Origin of the sequence: Kaistella rhinocerotis (assembly GCF_030243905.1) — a bacterium.
Taxonomy (GTDB): Bacteria; Bacteroidota; Bacteroidia; order Flavobacteriales; family Weeksellaceae; genus Kaistella; species Kaistella rhinocerotis.
The window spans coordinates 260602-283494 of sequence record NZ_JASSYY010000002.1; the positions used below are offsets into that span (position 1 = coordinate 260602).

At 43.0% G+C, this 22893-nt stretch carries 26 protein-coding genes; 18 read left to right on the forward strand and 8 right to left on the reverse strand.

Annotation, left to right across the window (positions count from 1 at the left end; genetic code table 11):
- Positions 1-78 precede the first annotated feature (78 nt).
- Positions 79-819, reverse strand: a complete 741-nt coding sequence (locus tag QEP06_RS06395) for a uroporphyrinogen-III synthase (protein ID WP_251832915.1) — start codon at positions 817-819, stop codon at positions 79-81.
- Positions 820-832: 13 nt separating this feature from the next.
- Positions 833-1474 (reverse strand): DUF4271 domain-containing protein, encoded by a 642-nt coding sequence (locus QEP06_RS06400; protein WP_285269569.1) that lies wholly within the window; start codon positions 1472-1474, stop codon positions 833-835.
- A gap of 132 nt (positions 1475-1606) precedes the next feature.
- On the opposite strand from QEP06_RS06400, the gene QEP06_RS06405 reads away from it, so the two are divergent.
- The 4 genes from QEP06_RS06405 to QEP06_RS06420 are packed head-to-tail and all read left to right on the forward strand — an operon-like array spanning position 1607 to position 4931.
- Positions 1607-2323: a polyprenol monophosphomannose synthase gene (locus tag QEP06_RS06405; RefSeq protein ID WP_251832686.1), complete on the forward strand. Its 717-nt coding sequence runs from the start codon at positions 1607-1609 to the stop codon at positions 2321-2323.
- Positions 2324-2325: 2 nt separating this feature from the next.
- A complete protein-coding gene (locus QEP06_RS06410) occupies positions 2326-2688 on the forward strand; it encodes a DUF4296 domain-containing protein (protein WP_285269570.1) in 363 nt (120 codons plus the stop codon).
- Position 2689: 1 nt separating this feature from the next.
- Positions 2690-3826, forward strand: coding sequence for a tRNA guanosine(34) transglycosylase Tgt (gene tgt / locus QEP06_RS06415; RefSeq protein WP_285269571.1), 1137 nt, complete (start codon positions 2690-2692; stop codon positions 3824-3826).
- A 10-nt stretch (positions 3827-3836) separates the two neighbouring features.
- Entirely contained in the window at positions 3837-4931 is a 1095-nt protein-coding gene (locus QEP06_RS06420; RefSeq protein ID WP_251832683.1) for an LptF/LptG family permease, read from the forward strand.
- Here the strand turns inward: QEP06_RS06420 and QEP06_RS06425 are convergent.
- Positions 4925-5641 carry a biotin--[acetyl-CoA-carboxylase] ligase gene (locus tag QEP06_RS06425; protein ID WP_285269572.1) on the reverse strand — a complete coding sequence of 239 codons (717 nt, stop codon included), beginning with the start codon at positions 5639-5641 and terminating at the stop codon, positions 4925-4927. The two genes, QEP06_RS06420 and QEP06_RS06425, sit on opposite strands and share 7 nt — an antisense overlap.
- Positions 5642-5728: 87 nt before the next feature.
- Here QEP06_RS06425 and rsfS point away from each other — a divergent pair, with 87 nt between their 5' ends.
- The 7 genes from rsfS to QEP06_RS06460 all read left to right on the forward strand — a co-directional run bounded on the left by rsfS (position 5729) and on the right by QEP06_RS06460 (position 13181).
- Entirely contained in the window at positions 5729-6094 is a 366-nt protein-coding gene (rsfS, locus tag QEP06_RS06430) for a ribosome silencing factor (RefSeq protein ID WP_251832681.1), read from the forward strand.
- Between the two features lie 46 nt (positions 6095-6140).
- A complete protein-coding gene (ftsH, locus tag QEP06_RS06435; protein ID WP_285269573.1) occupies positions 6141-8135 on the forward strand; it encodes an ATP-dependent zinc metalloprotease FtsH in 1995 nt (664 codons plus the stop codon).
- A gap of 119 nt (positions 8136-8254) precedes the next feature.
- Positions 8255-8842 (forward strand): LUD domain-containing protein, encoded by a 588-nt coding sequence (locus QEP06_RS06440; RefSeq protein ID WP_285269574.1) that lies wholly within the window; start codon positions 8255-8257, stop codon positions 8840-8842.
- Between the two features lie 44 nt (positions 8843-8886).
- Entirely contained in the window at positions 8887-9756 is an 870-nt protein-coding gene (locus QEP06_RS06445; RefSeq protein ID WP_285269575.1) for a phosphatidate cytidylyltransferase, read from the forward strand.
- A 7-nt stretch (positions 9757-9763) separates the two neighbouring features.
- Positions 9764-10417: a phosphatidylserine decarboxylase family protein gene (locus tag QEP06_RS06450; RefSeq protein WP_285269576.1), complete on the forward strand. Its 654-nt coding sequence runs from the start codon at positions 9764-9766 to the stop codon at positions 10415-10417.
- 91 nt (positions 10418-10508) lie between these two features.
- The gene (locus QEP06_RS06455; protein WP_251832676.1) at positions 10509-11060 is read left to right on the forward strand and encodes a hypothetical protein; all 552 of its coding nucleotides are present in this window, start codon (positions 10509-10511) and stop codon (positions 11058-11060) included.
- A gap of 3 nt (positions 11061-11063) precedes the next feature.
- Positions 11064-13181 (forward strand): cation:proton antiporter, encoded by a 2118-nt coding sequence (locus QEP06_RS06460; RefSeq protein ID WP_285269577.1) that lies wholly within the window; start codon positions 11064-11066, stop codon positions 13179-13181.
- Positions 13182-13236: 55 nt separating this feature from the next.
- On the opposite strand, the gene QEP06_RS06465 is transcribed toward QEP06_RS06460, so the two are convergent.
- Together QEP06_RS06465 and QEP06_RS06470 are read right to left on the reverse strand one after the other, a co-directional pair.
- Positions 13237-13560, reverse strand: coding sequence for a bacteriophage spanin2 family protein (locus QEP06_RS06465; RefSeq protein WP_251832674.1), 324 nt, complete (start codon positions 13558-13560; stop codon positions 13237-13239).
- 59 nt (positions 13561-13619) lie between these two features.
- On the reverse strand, positions 13620-14825 hold the full coding sequence (locus QEP06_RS06470; protein ID WP_285270071.1) for a BaiN/RdsA family NAD(P)/FAD-dependent oxidoreductase: 1206 nt from the start codon (positions 14823-14825) through the stop codon (positions 13620-13622).
- A 236-nt stretch (positions 14826-15061) separates the two neighbouring features.
- Here QEP06_RS06470 and QEP06_RS06475 point away from each other — a divergent pair, with 236 nt between their 5' ends.
- Both QEP06_RS06475 and thiL read left to right on the forward strand, forming a co-directional pair.
- A complete protein-coding gene (locus tag QEP06_RS06475) occupies positions 15062-15589 on the forward strand; it encodes an acyl-CoA thioesterase (protein ID WP_251832672.1) in 528 nt (175 codons plus the stop codon).
- A gap of 11 nt (positions 15590-15600) precedes the next feature.
- Positions 15601-16653: a thiamine-phosphate kinase gene (gene thiL / locus QEP06_RS06480; protein WP_285269578.1), complete on the forward strand. Its 1053-nt coding sequence runs from the start codon at positions 15601-15603 to the stop codon at positions 16651-16653.
- Positions 16654-16740: 87 nt separating this feature from the next.
- Here the strand turns inward: thiL and rpmA are convergent, their stop codons facing one another.
- Both rpmA and rplU read right to left on the reverse strand, forming a co-directional pair.
- Positions 16741-16998 carry a 50S ribosomal protein L27 gene (rpmA, locus tag QEP06_RS06485; RefSeq protein WP_251832670.1) on the reverse strand — a complete coding sequence of 86 codons (258 nt, stop codon included), beginning with the start codon at positions 16996-16998 and terminating at the stop codon, positions 16741-16743.
- 27 nt (positions 16999-17025) lie between these two features.
- On the reverse strand, positions 17026-17436 hold the full coding sequence (gene rplU / locus QEP06_RS06490; RefSeq protein ID WP_251832669.1) for a 50S ribosomal protein L21: 411 nt from the start codon (positions 17434-17436) through the stop codon (positions 17026-17028).
- A 180-nt stretch (positions 17437-17616) separates the two neighbouring features.
- Between rplU and QEP06_RS06495 the strand changes: the two genes are divergently transcribed.
- Complete coding sequence (locus tag QEP06_RS06495; protein WP_285269579.1) at positions 17617-18711, forward strand: acyltransferase family protein; 1095 nt, start codon at positions 17617-17619, stop codon at positions 18709-18711.
- A gap of 23 nt (positions 18712-18734) precedes the next feature.
- On the opposite strand, the gene QEP06_RS06500 is transcribed toward QEP06_RS06495, so the two are convergent.
- The gene (locus QEP06_RS06500) at positions 18735-18980 is read right to left on the reverse strand and encodes a hypothetical protein (RefSeq protein WP_251832667.1); all 246 of its coding nucleotides are present in this window, start codon (positions 18978-18980) and stop codon (positions 18735-18737) included.
- Positions 18981-19130: 150 nt separating this feature from the next.
- On the opposite strand from QEP06_RS06500, the gene QEP06_RS06505 reads away from it, so the two are divergent.
- The 4 genes from QEP06_RS06505 (at position 19131) to QEP06_RS06520 (ending at position 22851) form a co-directional block, all read left to right on the forward strand.
- A complete protein-coding gene (locus tag QEP06_RS06505) occupies positions 19131-19712 on the forward strand; it encodes a MiaE family protein (RefSeq protein WP_285269580.1) in 582 nt (193 codons plus the stop codon).
- A gap of 63 nt (positions 19713-19775) precedes the next feature.
- Positions 19776-20396: a DUF502 domain-containing protein gene (locus tag QEP06_RS06510; protein WP_251832665.1), complete on the forward strand. Its 621-nt coding sequence runs from the start codon at positions 19776-19778 to the stop codon at positions 20394-20396.
- Between the two features lie 79 nt (positions 20397-20475).
- Positions 20476-21852, forward strand: a complete 1377-nt coding sequence (tnaA, locus tag QEP06_RS06515; RefSeq protein WP_285269581.1) for a tryptophanase TnaA — start codon at positions 20476-20478, stop codon at positions 21850-21852.
- A gap of 135 nt (positions 21853-21987) precedes the next feature.
- Positions 21988-22851, forward strand: a complete 864-nt coding sequence (locus tag QEP06_RS06520; protein WP_285269582.1) for a hypothetical protein — start codon at positions 21988-21990, stop codon at positions 22849-22851.
- Positions 22852-22893 lie beyond the last annotated feature (42 nt).

Sequence of the window (22893 nt, forward strand, 5' to 3'; positions counted from 1 at the left end):
GCTGCATCTTTTTAATTAAAAACAAAAAGCTGCCTTAATCCATTGAAAAAGACAGCCTGTATATCATGTCGATGCAATCTATTTGTTGCTCGCCCTTATGAATTTCTCAATGGCCATCGTCATAGACGGGCTTTCTTTGGTTGGCGCCATCACGTCTACACGTAAACCGGCGTCTTTTGCAGTCTGCTCAGTTGCATTACCGAAAACAGCGATTTTGGTATCGCCCTGTTCAAAATTCGGGAAGTTCGAGCGCAGCGAACGGATACCTTGCGGCGTAAAAAACACCAACATGTCATATTCGTCAATCGAGATATCGCTCAGGTCACTGCTTACCGTGCGGTACATTGTGGCAGGAGACCACTCTATCCCGGCTGCTTCCAAAACTTTCAGCGTGTCCGGACTCACCGTTTCACCCGAAGGCAAAAGATATTTCTCAGACGGAAACTTCTTGAAGAGCGGCAACAGATCGGCAAAAGTTCTTTCACCAAAAGAAATTCTGCGCTTGCGGTAAACGATATGTTTCTGAAGATAGTTGGCAATCGCCTCAGAAAGGCATATATAACGCATAGAATCCGGCACGGCAAAGCGCATTTCTTCAGCCAGACGGAAATAATGATCAATCGCGTTCTTGCTGGTGAAAATAATTCCGGTGAAATGAGAAAGATCAATCTTCTGCGTTCTTAACTCTTTCGCATCCACGCCTTCAACATGTATGAAGTGCCTGAAATCAATCCTGATTTTTTCCTTTTTAGCCATCTCTAGATACGGAGAAGATTCATTCGGAGCAGGCTGTGAAACAAGTATAGATTTTATTTTCATCATCAATAATTTGTTAAACAAATAAGACTTTCCACAGTACCAAAACAGGTACAATTTGGAGGGTGCAAATATACAAAAATTTATAATACCATTTTTGAGGCAGTATAGCTTCAGGCTGCATCAGATAAAATATATTTTTAATTATGAACATCGCCAGAAACAGGATTATAGAAAACATAAAGAAGGAATCCCGGTCTGTAATCACGTAAAACTGAGCCACATTTAAGATGATAAGCAAAACCGAAAAGACAAAATAGAACTTACCCGCTATAAAATAAAACCGCTCCCACCTGCGCGATGCGCCTGTTCCGGCGAAAAGCAGAAAACCGAGTCCTGCTCGGATCAGGTAAAAAAGTGAAACAATGATGAGGGTAAAACCGAATTTATTGAGCTCATAGCCAAAAAGCGGAAATTGCCGTACAAATTTCGGCACTATAGGTATGAATTGAGACAGCGCCGTCGCAAACATCAGTGAATAGACGACGCTGATGGTTGCCCAACTGAGAAAGCTATTGGTAGCATCGGGAAATTTCTGCAGCAAAAACTCGGGTAACGAAGACTCGCGCTGAAGAGACCGCAGCATGAACAGGAGCAGGAAAATGCAGCCTGTAATAAGAAGTATAACCCAATCGTTATCCTGCGCGAGGCGTATCAATTTGTATTTTTTTGCAAAAGTAAGCATTCGCGGGCAAACCGCAGCCCTTCGTTTGGTCTTAGATAAATGGCAAGCTTCAGTGGCAACATCAGCAAAGCGGGAAAAGATTATCTTTGCAAATTATTTACACGGATGAAGAAACTGGTTATAATCCCGACCTACAACGAAAAAGAAAACATCGCGCAGATTATTTCGGCCGTTTTTTCGCTGGAAATGGAATTTGATATTTTAGTGGTAGACGATTCTTCTCCGGATGGCACCGCAAAGATCGTACAGGAACTGCAGGCGGTTTATCCCGAAAGGCTTCACCTCAGTGTACGCCAGGTAAAGGACGGGCTCGGTAAAGCGTATCTGCACGGATTCCGTTGGGCATTAGAACACGGTTTCGACTATGTTTTTGAGATGGATGCCGATTTTTCGCATAACCCAAAGGATCTTCCGCGGTTGTTTGAAGCTTGCCTGAATGCCGATATGAGCGTCGGTTCCCGGTATTCAAAAGGGGTAAATGTAGTGAACTGGCCGATGGGTCGCGTACTGCTGTCTTATTTTGCGTCGAAATATGTGCGGTTTATCCTCGGTATTCCTGTACATGACACTACGGCGGGTTTCGTGTGTTTCTCCAGACGTGTATTGGAAAATATCGGTTTGGATGATATTAAACTTAAAGGTTACGGTTTTCAGATTGAAATGAAATACCGCGCGTACAAAAAAGGTTTTCAGATCGTCGAAGTCCCGATCATCTTTACAAACCGCGAACTCGGCGCGAGCAAAATGCATGGCGGAATCATTCACGAAGCGGTTTTTGGCGTTTTAAACCTTAAACTTAAATCATGGCTGGGCAAATTATGAAGATGTTTCATTATTTATTCTTAATGTTTTTTATGATGAGCTGTTCCGAATTAGTTCAGCCTCCAAAAAAGCTATTGCCTAAAGACCAGATGGCTGAGATCATCGCCGAACTGGCGCTGACAGACCAACTTAACAACTACATTCCCGGAACAAATACCGAAAACGCGGCCCGTTTCGTACTGAAAGAGCAAAAAATAAAGGCCGCCGACTTCAATGAAAGTTATGAATATTACCTCGCCACCGGCGAACTCGATAAAATATTAGATGATGCGCAGGAGATAATTTTGGACAAAGACCCAAAAGCCGCCGAATACATCAGAAAAAAAATTAAAGAAAACAACACGACTACTGTACTCGAAAAATAATATGACAGACCCATTCTTCAAAATAGATAAAACCACCACCGGCAAGGCGCGCGCCGGCCTCATCACTACCGATCACGGTACCATTCAGACCCCGATCTTCATGCCTGTGGGCACCGTAGCTTCTGTAAAAACAGTTCATCAACGCGAATTGCGCGATGACATCAAAGCACAGATCATACTTGGAAATACCTATCACCTGAATCTTAGACCTAAAATGGATGTAATGCAGGCGGCAGGCGGCTTGCACAAGTTCATGAACTGGGATTTACCGATCCTTACTGATTCCGGCGGTTACCAGGTTTTTTCACTTTCAAAATCGAGGAAACTGAACGAAGAAGGTGTGAAATTCAAATCACATATTGACGGCAGCACGCATTTTATTTCACCCGAAAAATCGATGGAGATCCAGAGACAGATCGGAGCAGATATTTTTATGGCTTTTGATGAATGTACGCCATACCCCTGCGAGTACAATTTAGCCAAAACTTCGATGGAAATGACGCATCGCTGGCTCAGACGCTGCATTGAATGGACTGAAGAAAACCCGGAAATCTACGGACACAAGCAACGGCTTTTTCCGATCGTGCAGGGTTCTACGTATTCTGACCTGCGTAAAATCTCAGCCGAATTCATTTCAGAACAAAATGCAGAAGGCAACGCAATCGGTGGACTTTCCGTGGGAGAACCTGAGGAAGAAATGTACCGCATCACAGATGAAGTGACAGACATCCTGCCAAAAGACAAGCCGCGCTATCTGATGGGCGTAGGAACTCCATGGAATATTTTGGAATCAATAGGTCTCGGAATTGATATGATGGATTGTGTAATGCCAACCCGAAACGCCAGAAACGCGATGCTTTTCACGTGGAAGGGCGTCATGAACATGAAAAATGAAAAGTGGAAAGACGATTTTTCGCCGCTCGACGAGTTCGGCACCAGTTATGTGGATTCTGGATATTCAAAAGCGTACGTTCGGCATCTGTTCGTTTCGAAAGAATATCTCTCAAAGCAAATCGCGTCGGTTCACAACCTCGCTTTTTACCTTGATTTGGTTCGCGTGGCGCGTCAGCATATCATAGCCGGAGATTTTTACGAATGGAAAGATTCTGTAGTTCCGGTACTTAAACAGCGACTCTAAGTTTTTTTGAATGAAAATCATTGATTTACATATCATCAAGAAATACCTCGGCACTTTTGCATTTATGCTCGGGTTGCTGACGTTGATCGTACTTATCATTGATGTTCAGGCCAAAGCTCCGCGAATAGAATCGAATGGTTTCTCTGTGACTGAGTTTTTGATTGAATTCTATCCATATTGGATTGTGAATCTGATCATTACCTTCATGTCGATCCTGGTCTTTATATCCGTAATTTTCTTTACCTCGCGGATGGCCAATAACACGGAGATTGTGGCCATCATCAGTTCAGGCGCGAGTTTTCACCGTTTTGCGCGTCCTTATCTGATCACGTCCACTTTCATAGCCGGTGTTGCGCTGCTTTTGAACCATTTCGTGCTTCCGCGCGCCAATGTGAAGAAAAACGAACTCGAACCTTATACCTATTCAGCCAAGTCCCGTGAGGAATATATTGGAAATGTGGAAGTTGCGGCACAGCTTTCGAAAACTGAATACATCTTCATCAAAAGCTACAACCAAAAAGAAAGGCGCGGATCCGGCTTCATGTATCAGAAATTCGATAAAAACCGGAAACTGACCTACCAAATTATCGCCAATGAATTCAATTGGGATGATAAAAAGCAACATTTCGTACTGAATAATTATCTGGAGAAGACCGTACGCACAAACGATACTGAAAAACTGGGTAACGGTGACGTAATGACGAAAGCTTTCGGCCATCCGCCGGAGGAGCTTTTCCCAGGCGTCTTATTGGGTCAGAACAAAACAACGCCAGAACTCATTAGCTTTATCGATCGTGAAAAGGAAAAAGGAAATGCAAATCTCGGAAATTACCTGAATGAGTTGCACCAAAGAACGTCGATGCCTGTTTCGGTGATCATACTTACGTTTTTGGGTCTTTCACTCGCCTCGCAGAAAAAGCGCGGCGGACTCGGCGCTAACTTAGCAATCGGGATTTCGCTCGCGTTTCTGTTTGTGTTTTCGTTTGAAGCTCTAAAAGTGGTTTCAAAGAACCAAACCATTCCACCACTGCTGGCGATGTGGCTGCCGAATCTCGTTTTCGGGCCGGTGGCACTTTATCTTTATTTCAAAAGAGCCAATCAGTAGAGCAACTCTATTTCTTTGTGAAAGAAGCGCTGTAAACCGTCGTTTTCAAGTTCCACCCAAAGAAATCCGTCTGCATCCACATTCCGGATTATGCCATTTTGTCTCGTACCGCCGGTTGCAAATACCGACACCTCGTTTTTTCTGAAAAGGTTTAAATTCAAACTGTTCATTAAATTTTCAACTGAAAAACTACCGCGCAAATTCTGGTTCAACTCCGCATATAATGCTTCTGCAAATACATGTGGATCAAGCTTTTGGTCTGTTTGCGTAAGTATTGAACCGGCTTTTCCCAACCCTGGAAATTCATCCTGAAGAATATTTACGCCAATCCCGATGATAAAATATTCCTCGGAATCTACTTTAATCTTTTCGGTAAGCAGGCCGGCAATCTTTTTACTTTTGATAATCAAGTCATTCGGCCACTTTATTTCAACGTGTGCAGCGGTCATTTTGGCTATTAAATCCCGTGTGAGCAGTGCGGTACGGAAATTGACGGACTGCTGCAGATTCGGAAAGTATCTTGTAGATACAGCAATCGAGAACGCGAGGTTTTGGTCCCGCGGCATATACCAGGTATTGCCAAATTGCCCGCGACCTGCTGTTTGATAGAGTGTATAAACTGCGCAGACATCATTTTGCGATGCCAAAATCAATTTTATGATTTCGTCGTTAGTAGATTTGCATTCTTTAAGAAAAATAGGCCTTGGCATTATGAAAACTTTAAGACGTAGTGTGCCGCAAAGGTGACTCAAATTAAATAAAAAAACAATAAATTTGCAGACTATATTAAATTTTTAATGAATAAAAACATTGACAAACAACAGCTTACCAATAAAATTGTAGAAGCAATACAAGATACCAAAGGAGAAGACATCATGATCTTCGATCTTTCAAAAATTGAAAACTCCGTAGCACAAACTTTCATCATCTGTACGGGAAACTCTAATACTCAGGTTTCTGCCATCTCAGGAAATATTGAAAAAAAGGTTCGAAATGAACTGCAGGATCGGCCCTGGCATGTAGAAGGTACCGAAAATTCTCTGTGGGTCCTGCTCGATTACGTTTCAGTAGTGGTGCACGTCTTCCAAAGGCAAACCAGGGAATATTATGACATCGAGGAGCTTTGGGGCGACGCGGTGATCACAAAAATTGAAAATAATTAATTGCATTTGACGGAATCCTTTTTCGTCAAAATTTTTATAGAAAAATATGAATAAAAATAAAGGCTTTAACTGGTTTTTCCCGATTATAATAACGGCAATACTGCTCATTTTCTTTACGAACATGAACAGCGATTCCGGCGCGAACACGCTGGATGAAGAAGGTTTCTACACCTTGCTTCAGCAGGGAAAAATCGAGGATGTACTGATCTATAAAGACACCGAAAAAGCTGACGTTTTCCTTACAAAAGCTGCCAAAGCCGAAAAAGCCAGCAAGCAGCCAGCGACGGAGCGCAGCCCGTTTTCATCTTTTGATTTTGCACCGAAACCCGATTATACGCTGAGTTTTGGTGACCTTCAGCTTTTCCTCGAAAAATTTGACAAGATAAAAGCAGATAATCCTGCGATCGCTACCAAGAAAGATTATGGAATCGGTAAAAACCCGATGACAGAACTGCTTTTCACCGCCTTGTTCTGGATCGGTATCATGGCACTTTTCTATTTCGTGATCTTTCGCCGAATGATGGGCGGTGGTGGCAACAGCCCGGGCGGACAGATTTTCTCAATTGGGAAATCGCGCGCGAAACTGTTTGACGAAAAAGATAAGATCCAAATTACATTTAAAGATGTAGCCGGTCTTGAAGGTGCGAAAGAAGAAGTGCAGGAAGTAGTTGATTTCCTTAAAAATTCCGATAAATACACGAAACTTGGTGGTAAGATCCCGAAGGGTGTTCTACTTGTTGGCCCTCCGGGTACCGGTAAAACCCTGCTTGCAAAAGCTGTAGCCGGCGAAGCGAAAGTACCTTTCTTCTCGCTGTCAGGTTCAGATTTCGTGGAAATGTTCGTAGGTGTAGGAGCATCACGGGTGCGTGACCTTTTTGCACAGGCAAAACTTAAATCTCCTGCGATTATATTCATTGATGAAATTGACGCTATCGGTCGTGCCAGAGGTAAAGGAAATTTCACCGGTGGCAATGATGAGCGTGAGAACACACTTAACCAGCTTCTTACGGAAATGGATGGTTTCGGAACCGATACCAACGTTATCGTGATGGCCGCGACCAACCGTGCAGATATCCTAGACAAAGCCTTGATGCGTGCGGGAAGATTTGACCGTTCGATCTATGTGGATTTACCCGAACTGCATGAACGTAAAGAAATATTTGATGTTCACCTGGCTAAAATTAAGCTGGATGATAACATTGACCGCGAATTTTTGGCTAAGCAAACGCCAGGGTTCAGCGGCGCTGATATCGCGAATGTCTGTAATGAAGCTGCACTTATCGCAGCCCGAAACGGACATGAATCTGTGACTAAGCAAGACTTCCTCGATGCCGTAGACCGAATAATCGGCGGGCTCGAGAAGAAGAATAAAGCCATCAAACCATCAGAAAAACGCAGAGTTGCTTATCACGAAGCCGGCCACGCCACTATATCATGGTTGGTAGAGCACGCAGCACCTTTGCTGAAGGTAACTATCGTTCCGCGCGGCCGTTCACTTGGTGCGGCATGGTACTTACCGGAGGAGCGTCAGCTTACGACTACCGAACAGATGTACGATGAACTTTGTGCTACTTTAGGCGGTAGAGCAGCCGAGCAGGTAACTTTTGGTAACATCTCCACGGGAGCGCTTTCAGACCTTGAAAGAGTGACGAAACAGGCGCAGGCAATGGTTACGATCTACGGTCTTAACGATAAATTGGGGAACATTTCATATTACGACAGTTCAGGCCAGTCTGAATACAGTTTTGGGAAACCTTATTCTGACCAGACGGCGAAGATGATTGACGAAGAGATTTCAAAGATCATCGAAACCCAATATCAGCGTGCCATCAACATTCTCGCGGAAAACCGGGACAAACTGGATGCATTAGCCGCAAAATTGCTCGAGAAAGAAGTGATATTCCGGGAAGACCTGGAAGAAATTTTCGGTCAGCGCGCCTGGGATCCGGAACTTACGGAAAGACCGGTTTCAAATACACAAGTAATTGAGAACGAAGCGCCTGACGTAGTGCAGGCTCCGGAATCTGGAACACAGATTTAACAATTAAATAAAATATCCTGGTAGCAGTTTTCAGATTGTTATCAGGATATTTCTCTTCTTATTAAATTTAATGCAATAATTTTCTATTTTTGTAATAATAACAGCAAACCAGCAGGAAATTGAGTCTCTTTAATTTTAAAAAAATTGTCGGAAAAATTCTGAATCAACCCGCTGAGGATGAGGAACAGGATTTGGTAAAACTGGGAGACCAATTGAAAAACGCTGATTTGGATTACAAATTCGCTCAGCTTTTCACCCACTCCGGCGGAATTTTTAATTATTGTGCGGACGAAGCCGAGGCGCTGCAGACATTAAACAAAATACTTAAGATCGAGGATGTAAAATCTGTATTCTGCTGGGATCACGATTTAAAGAACTTCCTTGATGTGGTGAATGTTCCTTACACCACAGAACTCGAGCTCTTCAATGACTGTGCACTGATCACCTGCGAATATCTAATTGCTTTTGACGGACGCATCATGCTCTCGCATCACAATATTCTGCATTATCATTCTTCACGCCTTCCTTCTAAGATTATTATTATGGCCAATGTCTCGCAGATTGTCACCAATCTGAATGATGCGATGAGCAAGATAAAACGTGACGGAAACATCCGGAATCTTACCTCAATCAGCGGCAGCAATTCCAAACTTGACACGCCGAATAAGGACAATACAAAACTTTTCTTACTTTTGCTCGAAGATTAAGGCTTTCTGAAGTCTGACTTGCAAAATTCTAACCCAGAATACTTTTGGATAAAAATCTACTACAACGGCTGTTTGGCGGTGCCATCTATGGTTTGCTCGTGATACTGTGCACCACTCCGCTTGGCGCAAAACTCATCAATGGGCTCTCACCAGGTCTCGTGCAGCAACAGCATCTCTATTACGGACTCATCACCTTTTTTCTCTTTGCCGGCGCGTGGGAATGTGTGAAAATAATGCAGTTTGACCCAAAAAGCTGGGAAAAATGGGTTGTTTTCCCAATAATCGTATTTGTATTTTACCGCTTCTCCAACCGCTTTTTTAATCAGGGTTTTTATTATAATTATAGCCTCTCCGAATTTCTCGCTCTGTCATTAATCGTGATTGCCGTTGTCACTTTATTCAGGTTCTCAAAAGAACTTTATTATGACAATGGCAAACTCATTTTCACCATCATATACACAGCAATTCCTTTCAGTTTTGCGCTGGCTTTACCGCAGTTTACTTCTACTGATTTTTCGCTCGAAGTATTCTTTCTGTTTGTACTGATCTGGAGCAGTGACAGTTTTGCATTTTTTACCGGAAAATTTTTCGGAAAACATAAAATGGCGCCCAAAATTTCGCCCAAAAAAACTTGGGAAGGATTTGCCGGCGGTGTGATATTAACCATGGTTGCTGGATTCTTTATCGAACTGTACCATCCGGACCTGCGTGGAAACTGGATGATTGTTGGGCTTTTGGTAGCTGTATTTGCGCCGCTGGGAGATTTGGTTGAAAGTCAGCTGAAGCGCACTTTTGGCGTGAAAGATTCCGGGAAGATTATTCCGGGTCATGGCGGCATCCTGGATCGGCTCGACAGTTTTATTATCTGTGTGCCTGTCGTATATTTGTATTTTGTTTTAGAAAATCTTATTTAGCATACAGATGAAATTACACAAAGAGTCCACTGGAACAATCGTCGTGGCGAGCATCGTATTCGCAATCGTCGCCTTTCTGTCGGTCTATTACCTTGAACAGTGGTCGCTTTTGATTATTGTACCTATCCTTATTCTGTACGGACTTGTCTTCTGGTTTTTCCGCGTTCCAAACCGTGATATTCTCGATCACAAAGAAAATGTCATCGCGCCTGTAGATGGTAAAGTGGTGATGATAAAAGAAGTTTTTGAAGGCGAGTTTCTGAATGATAAAGCCATCCAGATTTCTATTTTCATGTCACCGCTTAATGTGCATATCTGCCGTTATCCGGTGTCGGGACAGGTTATCTATAAAAAGTATCATCCCGGAAAATATCTCGTAGCTTGGCATGAAAAATCTTCTACTGATAACGAACGCACCACTGTGGCTGTAGAAAGCAAGACCAATCATAAAGTAGTCTTTCGCCAAATCGCAGGTTACGTAGCGCGACGCATCGTTTTTTACTGTAACGAGGGCGATCAGGCCAAAGCAGGACACGAGTTCGGATTCATCAAGTTCGGCTCCCGGATGGATGTCTTCCTTCCGGTTGATACCGAAATTTTGTGCAAGATTGGCGACAAAACCAAGGGCGGAATCAATGTAATCGCGCGTATGAACGAATAAATTACTCCTTCCTTGTTAGTGATTCAAACAAGTCCAGGTTTTCCAGTCTGGGCTTTTTTTGTTATTTTTAAATGCATCTAACCGATCGGACATGAAAAATTTAATTATCTACATACTGACAGCCGCGGCGTTTGCCAGCTGTACAGATACAAATAAAGAAGATAACTTGGCCCAAAGAGAGCAGGCACTTTCGCTGAAAGAGCAGGAATTTCTGGCAAAAGAAGCAGATTATCAGCAATTGCTCTCACTGCGCGACAGCCTCGAACATACTGCCGAAAAAATGCCCGCGGAAGCCGTTTGGCCGGAAGAAATCATGGGTAAATGGAGCGGAAAGATGATCTGTACAGAATCTTCGTGTAGCGAACATGTGGTGGGTGACACAAGAAACGACATCTGGGAATTTTCACCTAATGGTTTAAAAATCACCAATAAAACCGGCGGCGAACGCCATTTCACCGGAAACATCAGCGGCACAGATCTTACACTTTCCTCCACCGACAGTGCCACAGCCGCGTCGCGCTCAAAGATAACGCTCGCCTTAGTGGATCTTGCCTCATCGCGCCTCAAAGGCAGCCGCGAGCTGACCGGTAAAGACAATTGTGTTGCAAAATTCTCGGTAGAACTCGAAAAAGCCAAAAATTAATCTATGGATTTTTCACATTTCACATTGCCGTTTGAAGATCCCGTACTCAAATTCCTGGTAGTTCTAATTATCATTCTGTTTGCGCCGCTGCTTTTAAACAAGATTAAAGTTCCACACCTACTCGGGCTTATCATCGCCGGTGCCGCGGTAGGACCTTTCGGCTTCAACATCCTTACTCGGGACGCCAGCATCGTGGTGACGGGAACCACTGGTTTACTTTACATCATGTTTCTGGCCGGTCTCGAAATCGATCTGGCAGAATTTAAAAAGAATAAGTGGAAAAGTTTAGGTTTCGGTGCCTTCACTTTCCTCTTTCCGTTTGCCTTCGGAATTCTTGCCGGACATTATATACTAGGGTTCAACTGGCTTACTACATTTCTATTTTCAAGTCTTTTTTCCTCACATACACTTATTTCATACCCGATTGTAAGTAAACTCGGCATTACACGGAACGCCGCTGTGACATCTACGGTTGGCGGAACCATGATTACCGATGTGCTCGCACTTTTGGTTCTCGCGATAGTTGTCGGGATGACGACTGGCGAAGTGAACTCGGCTTTTTGGACCAGGATGTCTGTTGGAATTGTGGCATTTGCATTAATCGTACTTTTCGGATTTCCGATTGTAGGACGGTGGTTTTTCAAGAAAGTAGATGACCGGATCTCACAATATATTTTCGTATTGGTAATGATTTATCTTGCCTCATTACTCGCCGAACTTGCCGGTGTAGAAGCTATCATTGGTGCATTTCTGGCTGGTTTGGCTTTAAATGGGCTCATCCCGAGGTCTTCATCGCTGATGAACAGGATTGATTTTGTGGGAAACGCGATTTTCATCCCCTTTTTCCTAATCAGTGTCGGTATGCTCATCGATGTGAAAGTTTTCTTTAATGATTTAGAAACGTTAAAGGTGGCCGCAGTAATGATTTCTGTTTCCATCGGTGGGAAATATCTCGCCGCAAAAGCCACAGCGCGCGCTTTTAAATTCACAAAAGCAGAAAGCGGGATTATTTTTGGACTAAGTTCCGCGTCCGCTGCGGCCACGCTCGCAGCCGTGCTTGTAGGTTATAACATCATTATCGGAGAGACCGACGCTGGCGAACCCATCCGACTTTTAAATGAAAGCATTCTGAACGGAAGCATCTTGCTGATCCTGGTTTCGTGCACCGTTTCGTCCTTTGTCACCCAGAAAAACGCACAGGCAATTCTGGAAACTGACAATGAAAATACGATGGCTGCCACAGATTCGCACAACGAACGGCTGTTGCTGGCGCTAAATTACAGCGCTACCGTGGAACCTATTACAAACTTATCGTTGCTGCTGAAATCCAAGAACAACACGAAAGACCTGTTCGCGATCAATGTCATCGACGATGAAACCGATGAATCCTTAGAGAAGAATGCGGTGAAACTGCTGGAAGAATCGTCGAAGATAGGTGCTTCCGCAGATGTAGAGATCACGCCGCTAAAAAGATTCGACAGTGACGTGCAGCGCGGTATCAGCAATGCCATTAAAGAACATAAAATTTCGGATCTCATCCTCGCTGTAGACGCTGATAAAGGCTTTTCTACAAGCTTAGTTTATAACCTCTACAATGGGTATCTGCGGAACACTAGCGTAAATACGCTGGTGTATCATGCCGTGCAACCAATCGCCACGGTCCGACGATATATGGTGGTTTTTCCAGATAATGCACATCTCGAAGCTGGTTTCTTTCATTCATTACTAAAAATTTGGAATATTTCCCGCAGCACCGGTGCAAAAATCGAGTTCTTCGGCGAAGACAAGACGATAAAAGTGCTCGAACGGATTCAAAAGAAAGTCAATATCGATGCGGCATTTTATGTTTTTAGCAATTGGGCAGAGATGCCAAAAGTCTTCAAGAAAATGAAAGATGATGACGCTTTTGTGCTCTTCATGGCGCGTCGCGGCATGGTTTCTTATCTCCCCCAGATGCAGAATGTGCCCGCTTACCTGAACACGCACTTTTCGAGCCGAAATTACCTGCTGGTTTTCCCATCGCGCAATGCCAAGGAAGAGTACGGCAAACTCTCGAGGGACATCAGCAATGCCGATGACTTCATGGAAATCGGTAATATCGTGGGTAAAATATTTAAATAAAAAAAGGAACCTTCTCTGAGAGTTGGTTCCTTTTTTTATATTAATTAAGTAAAGACTATATCGGCACGAAAATCACCGCGGCCACGGCGGCCAGAGCAACAGCAACCGATGAAAAAAGGTCGGTTTTCTTCACCTCGCGGATTTCCGAGGCATTGATGACAATCTGCTCGTCATCATTATTTTTTCCGTACACGTTTTCCGCATCTACGCGAAGGACCTGCATCCTGATATTACTTGCATCCTGCAACTGAAAACTGTAGCGTTTGTAGAGCTCAAGCGAATTCTTGTTGAATGGCTTCTGCACGCTTACCACGCGGCTTTGGCACGACACCATCAGCAGCACCAGGGAAACAATAAATATGGAATATAGATTTTTCATTTTTAATATTTACTCAAATTTAGGAAATAGACCTAAATGAAAAATACTTTTTTCAGTTATTATGCATTCAAATCCTGCGCCATTAGCCACGCCTCACTCCAGCATGCCTGGAAATTGAAACCGCCCGTAACTGCGTCAATATTAAGAACTTCTCCAGCCACATACAGACCATCTACAACTTTGGAAGACATGTTTCTGAAGTTGATTTCCTTTAGATTTACACCCCCGGCAGTCACGAATTCGTCCTTATAAGTAGACTTACCGCTGACCTTCATGCCATTTTCGCAGAGGTTTGTGATAATACTTTCGACTTCTTTTGTCGTTAATGTGGAAATGTTTTTATCTAAATTCACCATCGATAACCACAGAATTCGATGCCAGAATCTAGTGGTGATATTGAATATTTTCGAAGCGCCGATTGTTTTCTTTGGATTTTGTAAACGGTAGTCTTTTAACATATATAAAGCTTCGACTCGGGAAATGCCCAGGAAATTGACAAAGATCTCAAACTGATATTTCACCGCAGCCAACTCGCGGGCTTTCCAGGCCGAAATCTTCAAAATAGCCGGCCCCGAAAGTCCCCAATGCGTGATCAGCATCGGCCCGGATTCCTCTGCCTTTAAGGCTGGAATTGAAACTTCAGCATGCGGAAAACTGGTTCCCATCAAATCCTTCAAAGTTTCATTTTTAATGTTAAATGTGAATAATGACGGAACAGGCTCGACAATTTTATGGCCTAAAGTCTGAATGAGTTTTAAAGATTTCGGCGAACTTCCCGTGCAGTAAATGAGATAATCGGCAGTGAAATCGCCAGCTCCGGATTTTACCATAAATTTTTCACCCGTCTTTTCAATAGCAGAAACCACGGCTTGCGTCTTTACTTCAAATTTTTTGCGGCTTACTTCCTTTGTCATCGCGTCGATGATCGTTTGCGAGGAATTGCTTTCGGGGAAAATACGACTGTCATCTTCTATTTTTAAAGCTACTCCACGCGTCTCAAACCAATCCATCGTGTCACCCGGCTGGAATTTGTGGAATACACTCAGCAGTTCCTTATTGCCGCGCGGATAAAAGCCGACAAGTTCCCGAGGATCAAAGCATGCGTGTGAAACATTGCAGCGTCCGCCACCCGAAATCTTCACTTTCTGCAAAACATCAGAATTCTGCTCAAGAATGAGCACGTCGTATTTGCTTTCATCGAGGTTCGCTGCGCAGAAAAAACCTGCCGCGCCGCCACCGATGATTATAATTTTCTTCTTTGCCATACTTAAAAAACCGCGCCGGATCACCTTTGCTGAGTGCAAAAATACAGTTTTTCTACCCCATCATTAATGCTTAATTTTGTGCCGTAATTGTGGGATTATAACCGAACCCGCAATAGGGATTGCAGTGGAAATCCTGCGGGCGGCGCCAGCCGCCCGCAGATTGAAACGGAAAGCCCGACCGCGGCGGCAGCGCCAGCTGCCGCCGCGGGATTGCCCAAACCTAAAAAAATATTAAAATGTCAATATATCATCATAAATTCGAAGTGCGCTGGAGCGACATCGACGCGAACAAACATCTGGCGAACTCATCGTACGTGGCCTATTGCGCGCAGACGCGCATGGCTTTCATGAACACCCATCACATGGGGCTTAAAGAACTGAGCCGCTGGGGAATTGGCCCGGTTATCCTGCATGAAAGGTATTCGTTTTTCAAGGAAATCTACGCGGATCAAACCGTTTTTGTGTCAGCTGAAATCTCCGGGATGAGTGAAGATGCGAGCATCTACCGCTTTCTTCATAAATTTTATCTGCCCGACGGTACGCACTGCGCAACCAGCGAAGCAACCGGCGTTTGGATTGATATGATGCTTAGAAAATCTACTTCGCCGCCGGATGATATCCAGGAAGTGATGAACGAATTCAGAAGTGAAAATACGAAGGTGCTGACGCGTGAAGACCTGCGTGAACTGCCTTTTAAAGCTGAAAATGTGGAAGCGTTCCACAAACAGGGAACTTTCGCGTGGCGCAAAAACGCAGATCAATAAACTATAAAAGTATGCTCCAAGATAAAAATACCGAACTCACTCCCATTTCGAAATACGGTGAATTCGGACTCATTAAACATTTAACCGAAAACTTTGGTTTTGCGAATGCTTCTACGGAACTTTCGATCGGTGACGACTGCGCGGTGATTGATCCCCAGGGGAAAAAACTGGTCGTAACTACTGACTTGCTTGCAGAAGGTGTTCATTTTAACCTGGGTTATGTGCCGTTGAAACATTTGGGTTACAAAGCAGTGGTGGTGAATCTCAGTGATGTAGCTGCAATGAATGCTACACCAACGCAAATCCTGGTTTCGCTGGCAGTTTCAAACCGTTTTCCAGTAGAAGCTTTGGAGGAGATTTATGAAGGTATCGCTTTGGCCTGCAAACGTTATAATGTGGATCTTGTAGGTGGCGACACCACGAGTTCGACATCCGGTTTGGTGATGAGCATCACCGCAATGGGCCTGGAAGATTCAGATAAAATCGTGAAAAGAAGTACCGCGAAGGTCAATGATTTACTTGTTGTAACGGGAGATTTGGGCGGCGCCTATTTAGGTTTGCAGATTCTGGAGCGTGAGCACTCTGTATATTTAGCCAATCCAAATATGCAGCCTGAAATGGAAGGTTATGATTATATCCTGGAACGCCAGCTTAAACCTGAAGCCCGCACGGATATCAAGAAAACTTTGGAGGAACTCGGTGTAAAGCCAACTTCTATGATTGATATTTCGGATGGTCTTTCTTCGGAGATTCTGCATTTGTCTGACCAAAGCAAAGTGGGTTTCCGATTGTACGAAGATAAAATCCCAATGGATTCGCTGACGATTTCTACGGCGGAGGAACTGAATTTAAATCCTGTGATGTGCGCATTGAATGGTGGTGAAGATTTCGAGCTGCTGTTTACAATCTCGCCGGAAGATTTTGAAAAAATCAGAAATCATCCGGATTTCAGCATTATCGGTCACACCGTAGATTTGGAGCAGGGAAACTTCCTGGTAGCGCGTGGCAGCAATGAACTGATTGCGCTGAATGCTCAGGGTTGGGATGCCTTCCTGAACAAATAAAGAAAACATTTAAATATGAAAATCCCCGTTTCATCTGAAACGGGGATTTTAGTTTATGATCCGATGTTACTCGGGACGCAGTAATAATTATGCGTTTGGTTCAATAGATACGAAAGATCTGTTGTTTGCTTTCTTTCTGAAAACTACTTTTCCGTCTACCAAAGCGTGAAGTGTGTGGTCTTTACCCATACCCACGTTTTCACCCGGGTGGTGTTGCGTACCTCTTTGTCTCACGATGATGTTGCCGGCAATAGCGTCCTGACCTCCGAAAATCTTTACACCAAGTCTCTTGGAATGCGATTCTCTACCGTTTTTGGAACTACCAACTCCTTTTTTGTGTGCCATTTTATTTTAAGGTTTTTTGGTTTAAAATTATTCAGCGCTTTCGCTGTTTTGAGTTTCTGTTGCTGCAGGCTCAGTAGCCGCTGCTTTTTTAGCTTTCGGAGCTGCTGCTTTTTTCTCTTTCTTGTTATCGAAACCAGTGATACCGGTGATAACGATCTGAGTTAAAGACTGTCTGTGGCCGTTTTTCTTCTCGTAACCTTTTCTTCTTTTTTTCTTGAAGATGATTACTTTGTCCGCTTTTACGTGGTCAAGGATTTCGGCATCTACAGTGATACCGCTTACAGCTGGGGCGCCGATTGTTGTAGAACCGTTTACAGTAAGAAGAACTTTATCGAAAGAAACTTTTCCTCCTTTATCTCCTTTCAAACGGTTTACAAACAACTTTTGGTCTTGCTCAACTTTGTATTGAAGCCCTGCTATTTCTACAATTGCAAACATTGTTTATAAGTTTTGTTAGTTAATTCGAGGTGCAAAAATAAGAAATATTTCTGATTTACAAATCATTGCAAATAGATTATGCGGTAAATTCTTCAAAATAACGTCTTTACCCCCTAAATTTAAGTTCGCTACATCGCCGCTAAGACCAATTTTTAATTAAATTTGATCAATTCAATTTACATGAAAAGAGATCTCTATATTGATTTTGCCAAAGGCTTCGCCACGCTTTCAATCATCTTTATACATACCGTGTTCTGGTCCGGACAGTTTTATGTGCCGACAGAATTGCGCGTGCTCTCACTTTTAATCGATGTGCCGCTGTTTTACGCGCTGAGCGGGCTGACCTCCGGCGGAAATGTCGAAAAAACCCTCTACCGCTTGTTGAAGCTGCAAATCACTTTCATGATTTTCGTGACGCTGCTTTTCTTTTTGGATTACCTCTTTAAAGTTTTGGGGCTCAACGTCTTCGGACTCGCCTGGATGCAGGATTTCTATTCCACGTTTGGTTCTAAGTACGTCCCGCAAAGCATTTCAGATGTTCCCCAGTGGCAGAATCTTGGCAACTGGTATCTGCATCAATACACAAACGCAGACACTTTCCCTGTAGTTATGGGAAGTTTCTGGTACCTCAAAGTGTATTTTATCCTGACAGTTTTCGGCGTTTTGATCATCCGCTTTTTCCCAAAACATATCAATTGGTTCATCACGCTGTGTTTCGGCCTCACATTTTTATTTAATGTGTTCCCCCATTATTACCCGACTGGTCAGGTAGGTTATGTTGCTTTTTATTTGGGAATTTTCCTGATGGCGAATAAACTGAAAGGAAAGAAGATTCCGAATAAGATAATTCCTGTTCTCTACGGAACCCTGATTTTAATTCTTGCATTTATATTTTTGACTGAAGGCAAAGAGCTTTTAATGCGCATGAACAAAGCGAAATTTCCGCCGAAATTGCTTTACGTCTTTTGGTCATCTTTCTCGCTGGTTACACTTTTCGTTTTGTACAACCGATTGAAAATCAGCAAAGAATCCATTGTCACATTTATCGGTAAGAATGCGATATTCTTTTATTTTGCGCAGGGAATTTCTTCGTCCTTGGTTTATTTTATCGCAGTTCCGTTGCAGGATTCAATGCCGTGGTGGGTTTTGATGATTTTAATTTACCTCATCAATGTAGCTTTGGCTTTCGCAATCGCGGTCGCGCTCAAAAAATTCGATGCGTGGAGCTGGAAAATCCTTGCGTTTTTACGCAAAAAAACCGCCTCAGTTTCCTGAGACGGTTCTAATCTTTGCAGCAATTATACGTCTGCTCTGCGGTTACCGCGTGCTACCACTGCGATAAGGATGATAAGCAACAGGGCTCCAATCACCCAGTAAATCGGGTTCGTAAACCATTCCTCAGTTGTCGTAGTTTTAGTAGTGGTAACATCTACGTTCAGATCTGGGTTTGTACCGGTTTGGGCGAAAGCCATTACACTAAAGAAAAATGTAAGAACAAAAATTCCAAATTTTTCGAGCTTTGCTGATAATAATTGCGTGTTCATAATTTATTTATTTAATGTTTGTAGAATCTTTGTTTCAATATTTATGCCACGGCAGCACTTTGGTTACGAAATCCGCAACAGGCAAACCAACTTGTCTACAAATGCGGCGTTAATATTATCTTTAAATTTGTGCCTAAAACCTGACTTAAAATGTTTAAACTGAAATTATTGACCGACCCGCGCTGGGCTAACATCGCAGAAGGAAATCTCGAAGAAATACTTACAGATCACGCCTGGTGCGAACAAAAAGCAACAACCAATGCAATCACGCTCATCACAATGCTTCCGGAATATCCTGAAATCATCACAGAACTCATCAAGATCGCGCAGGAAGAACTCGAACATTTCCAGATGGTGCATGAAATCATTAAAAAACGGGGTTACGAATTCGGCCGGGAACGCAAAGACGATTATGTGGGTGAACTCATTAAATTTATCCGTCACGGCGGTACACGCGACGAAAGAATTATAGACCGCATGCTTTTTGCCGCCATGATCGAAGCCCGCAGCTGCGAACGTTTTAAAGTTCTGACAGAAAACATTAAAGATGAGGAACTGAAGGTGTTTTACAGAGAGCTGATGATCTCTGAAGCCAATCATTATACCGCTTTCATCGGTTTTGCAAGGCAGCTCGGCAATCCTGAAGCCGTGAATTCAAGGTGGGAAGAATGGCTGGATTACGAAGCCGAAATCATCAAATCTTACGGTAAGAAAGAATCGATTCACGGCTAAAATTTTTAATATGCCCGTACACTGAAAAACAGTATTTTTACCCATCTAAATTATTCCTTCTACATGAACCGCGAACGCGCCGAACAGTTTCTTAACACCCTTGCAAAGTCGTTTTTTCAGGGTTTGCTCATCATCGGTCCGTTTGCCGTAACCATCTGGATTATCTGGTATATCGTCTCAAGTATCGATAACATTATTCCGGCGGTTTCCGAAAGGCTTTATCCGGGCATTACCTTCATGATCGTCGTTCTCGGCACCGCGCTGATCGGTTATCTCGGCAACAAATTCATCATCGGACGTGTAGTGGTAGACAGTTTTGATTATCTTCTTGAACATACTCCCGGCATTAAATTTATCTACACTTCATTAAAGGATGTAATGACGTCTTTTGTGGGCGATAAGAAGAAATTCAACCAACCGGTTCTTATTAAAACCACCGATGAGCCCGAAGTTTGGCGCATCGGCTTCCTTACCCAAAGCGACCTTTCATCCGTTGGTTTCCCCGAATATGTATCGGTTTACCTGCCGCATTCTTATGCGGTGTCTGGGTGGGTAGTGTTTGTACGCGCAGAAAATCTTGTTGTTCTCGAAAACGTAACGGCGGCGCAGGCGATGAAGTTTGCTGTGAGCGGCGGCGTGGCTGGTTTCCATTCGGATGACAATGTTTTCAAAGCACCAGAATGAATCTGAGTTTAAGTTTGAGATTAAGATTTTGATCTCAAGAAATCTTCGCCGCTAAACCTCAACCTTAAACTTAAACGTAATGAAACTCCCATACGCAGAACCTTACCGTATAAAAATGGTGGAAGAAATCCGCCAATCCACTCCCGAAGAAAGAGAGCAATGGCTGAAAGACGCCAACTTTAATTTATTCAATCTTAAATCCTCACAGGTTTATATCGACCTTCTAACCGATTCCGGAACCGGGGCAATGAGCGACCAGCAGTGGAGCGCGCTGATGACTGGTGACGAAAGTTACGCTGGATCGAAAAGTTTCGATGAGCTTCATACAACCGTTCAGCAGCTCACCGGTTATAAATATTTGCTGCCCACCCATCAGGGACGTGCCGCCGAAAACATTCTGTTTTCCGTCTTGGTTAAAGAAGGAGATATCGTTCCTGGAAACTCGCATTTCGATACTACCAAAGGCCACATCGAATTCCGTAAAGCCCATGCCATCGACTGTACCATCGATGAAGCTTTCGATATTGAAAACCTGTACCCGTTCAAAGGAAACATCGACCTTGAAAAACTTGAAGAGGTTTACAAAACCTATCCGAAAGAAAAAATTCCGTTCTGTTTGATTACGATTACGTGTAATTCTTCGGGCGGGCAACCTGTTTCGCTCGAGAACGTGAAGGCAGTGAAAGAACTTTCAGACCGTTACGGTATCCCGATCTACTTTGATTCCGCACGATTTGCGGAAAATGCCTACTTCATTAAACAGAGAGAAGCCGGGCAAGAAAACCGAACCATCAAAGAAATCGCGAAAGAAGTTTTCTCTTACGGCGTGGGCATGACGATGAGTTCGAAGAAAGACGGACTTGTAAACATCGGCGGATTTATCGCCCTGAATGACGAAAATGTATTCAACACCGCTTCTAATTTTACCATTATTTACGAAGGTTTCATCACTTATGGCGGAATGGCGGGCCGCGATATGGCGGCGCTTGCGGTAGGTTTGAACGAAGCTACCGAATTTGAATACCTCGAAAGCCGCATTTCTCAGGTGGAATATCTTGGCAATAAACTGATTGAGTTCGGCATCCCGATCCAGAAACCAATCGGTGGACATGCCGTGTTTGTAGATTCACTGAAGTTTTTGCCCAACATTCCGCGTGAAGAATACCCGGCGCAGACTTTGGCCAACGAGATTTACAAGGAAGCCGGTATCCGCACTGTGGAAATCGGGACTTTGCTTGCCGACCGCGATCCGCAAACCCGTGAAAACCGTTACCCGAAACTCGAGCTTGTGAGGCTCGCCATCCCGCGCCGAACCTACACCAACAACCACATGGATTATATCGCCGTCGCCATCAAAAACGTGTACGACCGCCGCGCAGAAATCGAAAAAGGCTACAACATCACCTGGGAATCTGATATTTTGAGACACTTTACGGTGAAGCTGGAAGAGGCTTAAAATAACAAAATCCGTTCGGCATTGACAAAGGGGATTTTTTTCTAAATCACTATGGCGTAATAAATTATGCTTGGTGGGTTGAGGGAATTGTTGCATATTTGAACGATTCTACACAGGTTTAATTTAGCGTCTCTGATGAAAAAAACAATTATTAGTCATTTCGAACTTAAATTAGAGTTTGATAAAAATACGGAAAATCCTAGTCGTCTTTTCAGATCATTTGCAGATATAATAGAGGATATCAGAAATCTTGATGTTGTACTTGCAAAATCCATTAATTCCAGTATTTCAACAAAAATTTTTCTAAACGATATAGAGAAAGGCTCGTTAATTGGAAAATTATGGGATGAATTAGTTTTAAATGAAGATGGAAAATTAGATAATTTAGAAGAGCCGCAAAAAGTTTCAAATTTTATTGAAAATTCACGAAGTAAAGCACTAGAATTTATACAAGACAGAAAGAGTAGTGTTGATGATTTAGAAAAATTATCGGAGGCTATCGAGGAAATCGCTCGAGAAGAGGATCTAGATAAAACTTTTAATTATGCTAAACCAGATATTTTACAATTGGCCAAAACCTTAAATCAGATTTCTGAGACAACGGAAAAATTATCTGATAATGAAAAACTTACTATAACAAATTCAACTGAGAAATCGGAGGAACTTACAAATAAGGTAACGAAAATTGACATTGAAGCCGTCGAAAAAGCATTAACGGTCGAAGAGATCAATAATCAATCTATCGCATTTTACAAGATTAAAAAGCCTGACTTCCTTGGGGATTCACAGTGGGAATTTAAACATGGCAGTAAATCTCTCAAAATTAAAATTGCTGATGAAGAATGGCTTGAAAGATTTAAGAATGGAAAAGAAATTGTTGTTCCAGGTGATTCTTTAAAAGTAAGAATTAAGCAGAACTTTCGGTATAATAGGAATGGATATTTAATCTCTGAAAAGACTGAAATTATCGAAGTTTTGGGGATAATAAAAAATCAATGAAACTAGAAAGAAACATATTTTACGTTCTGGTTTCAGAAATAA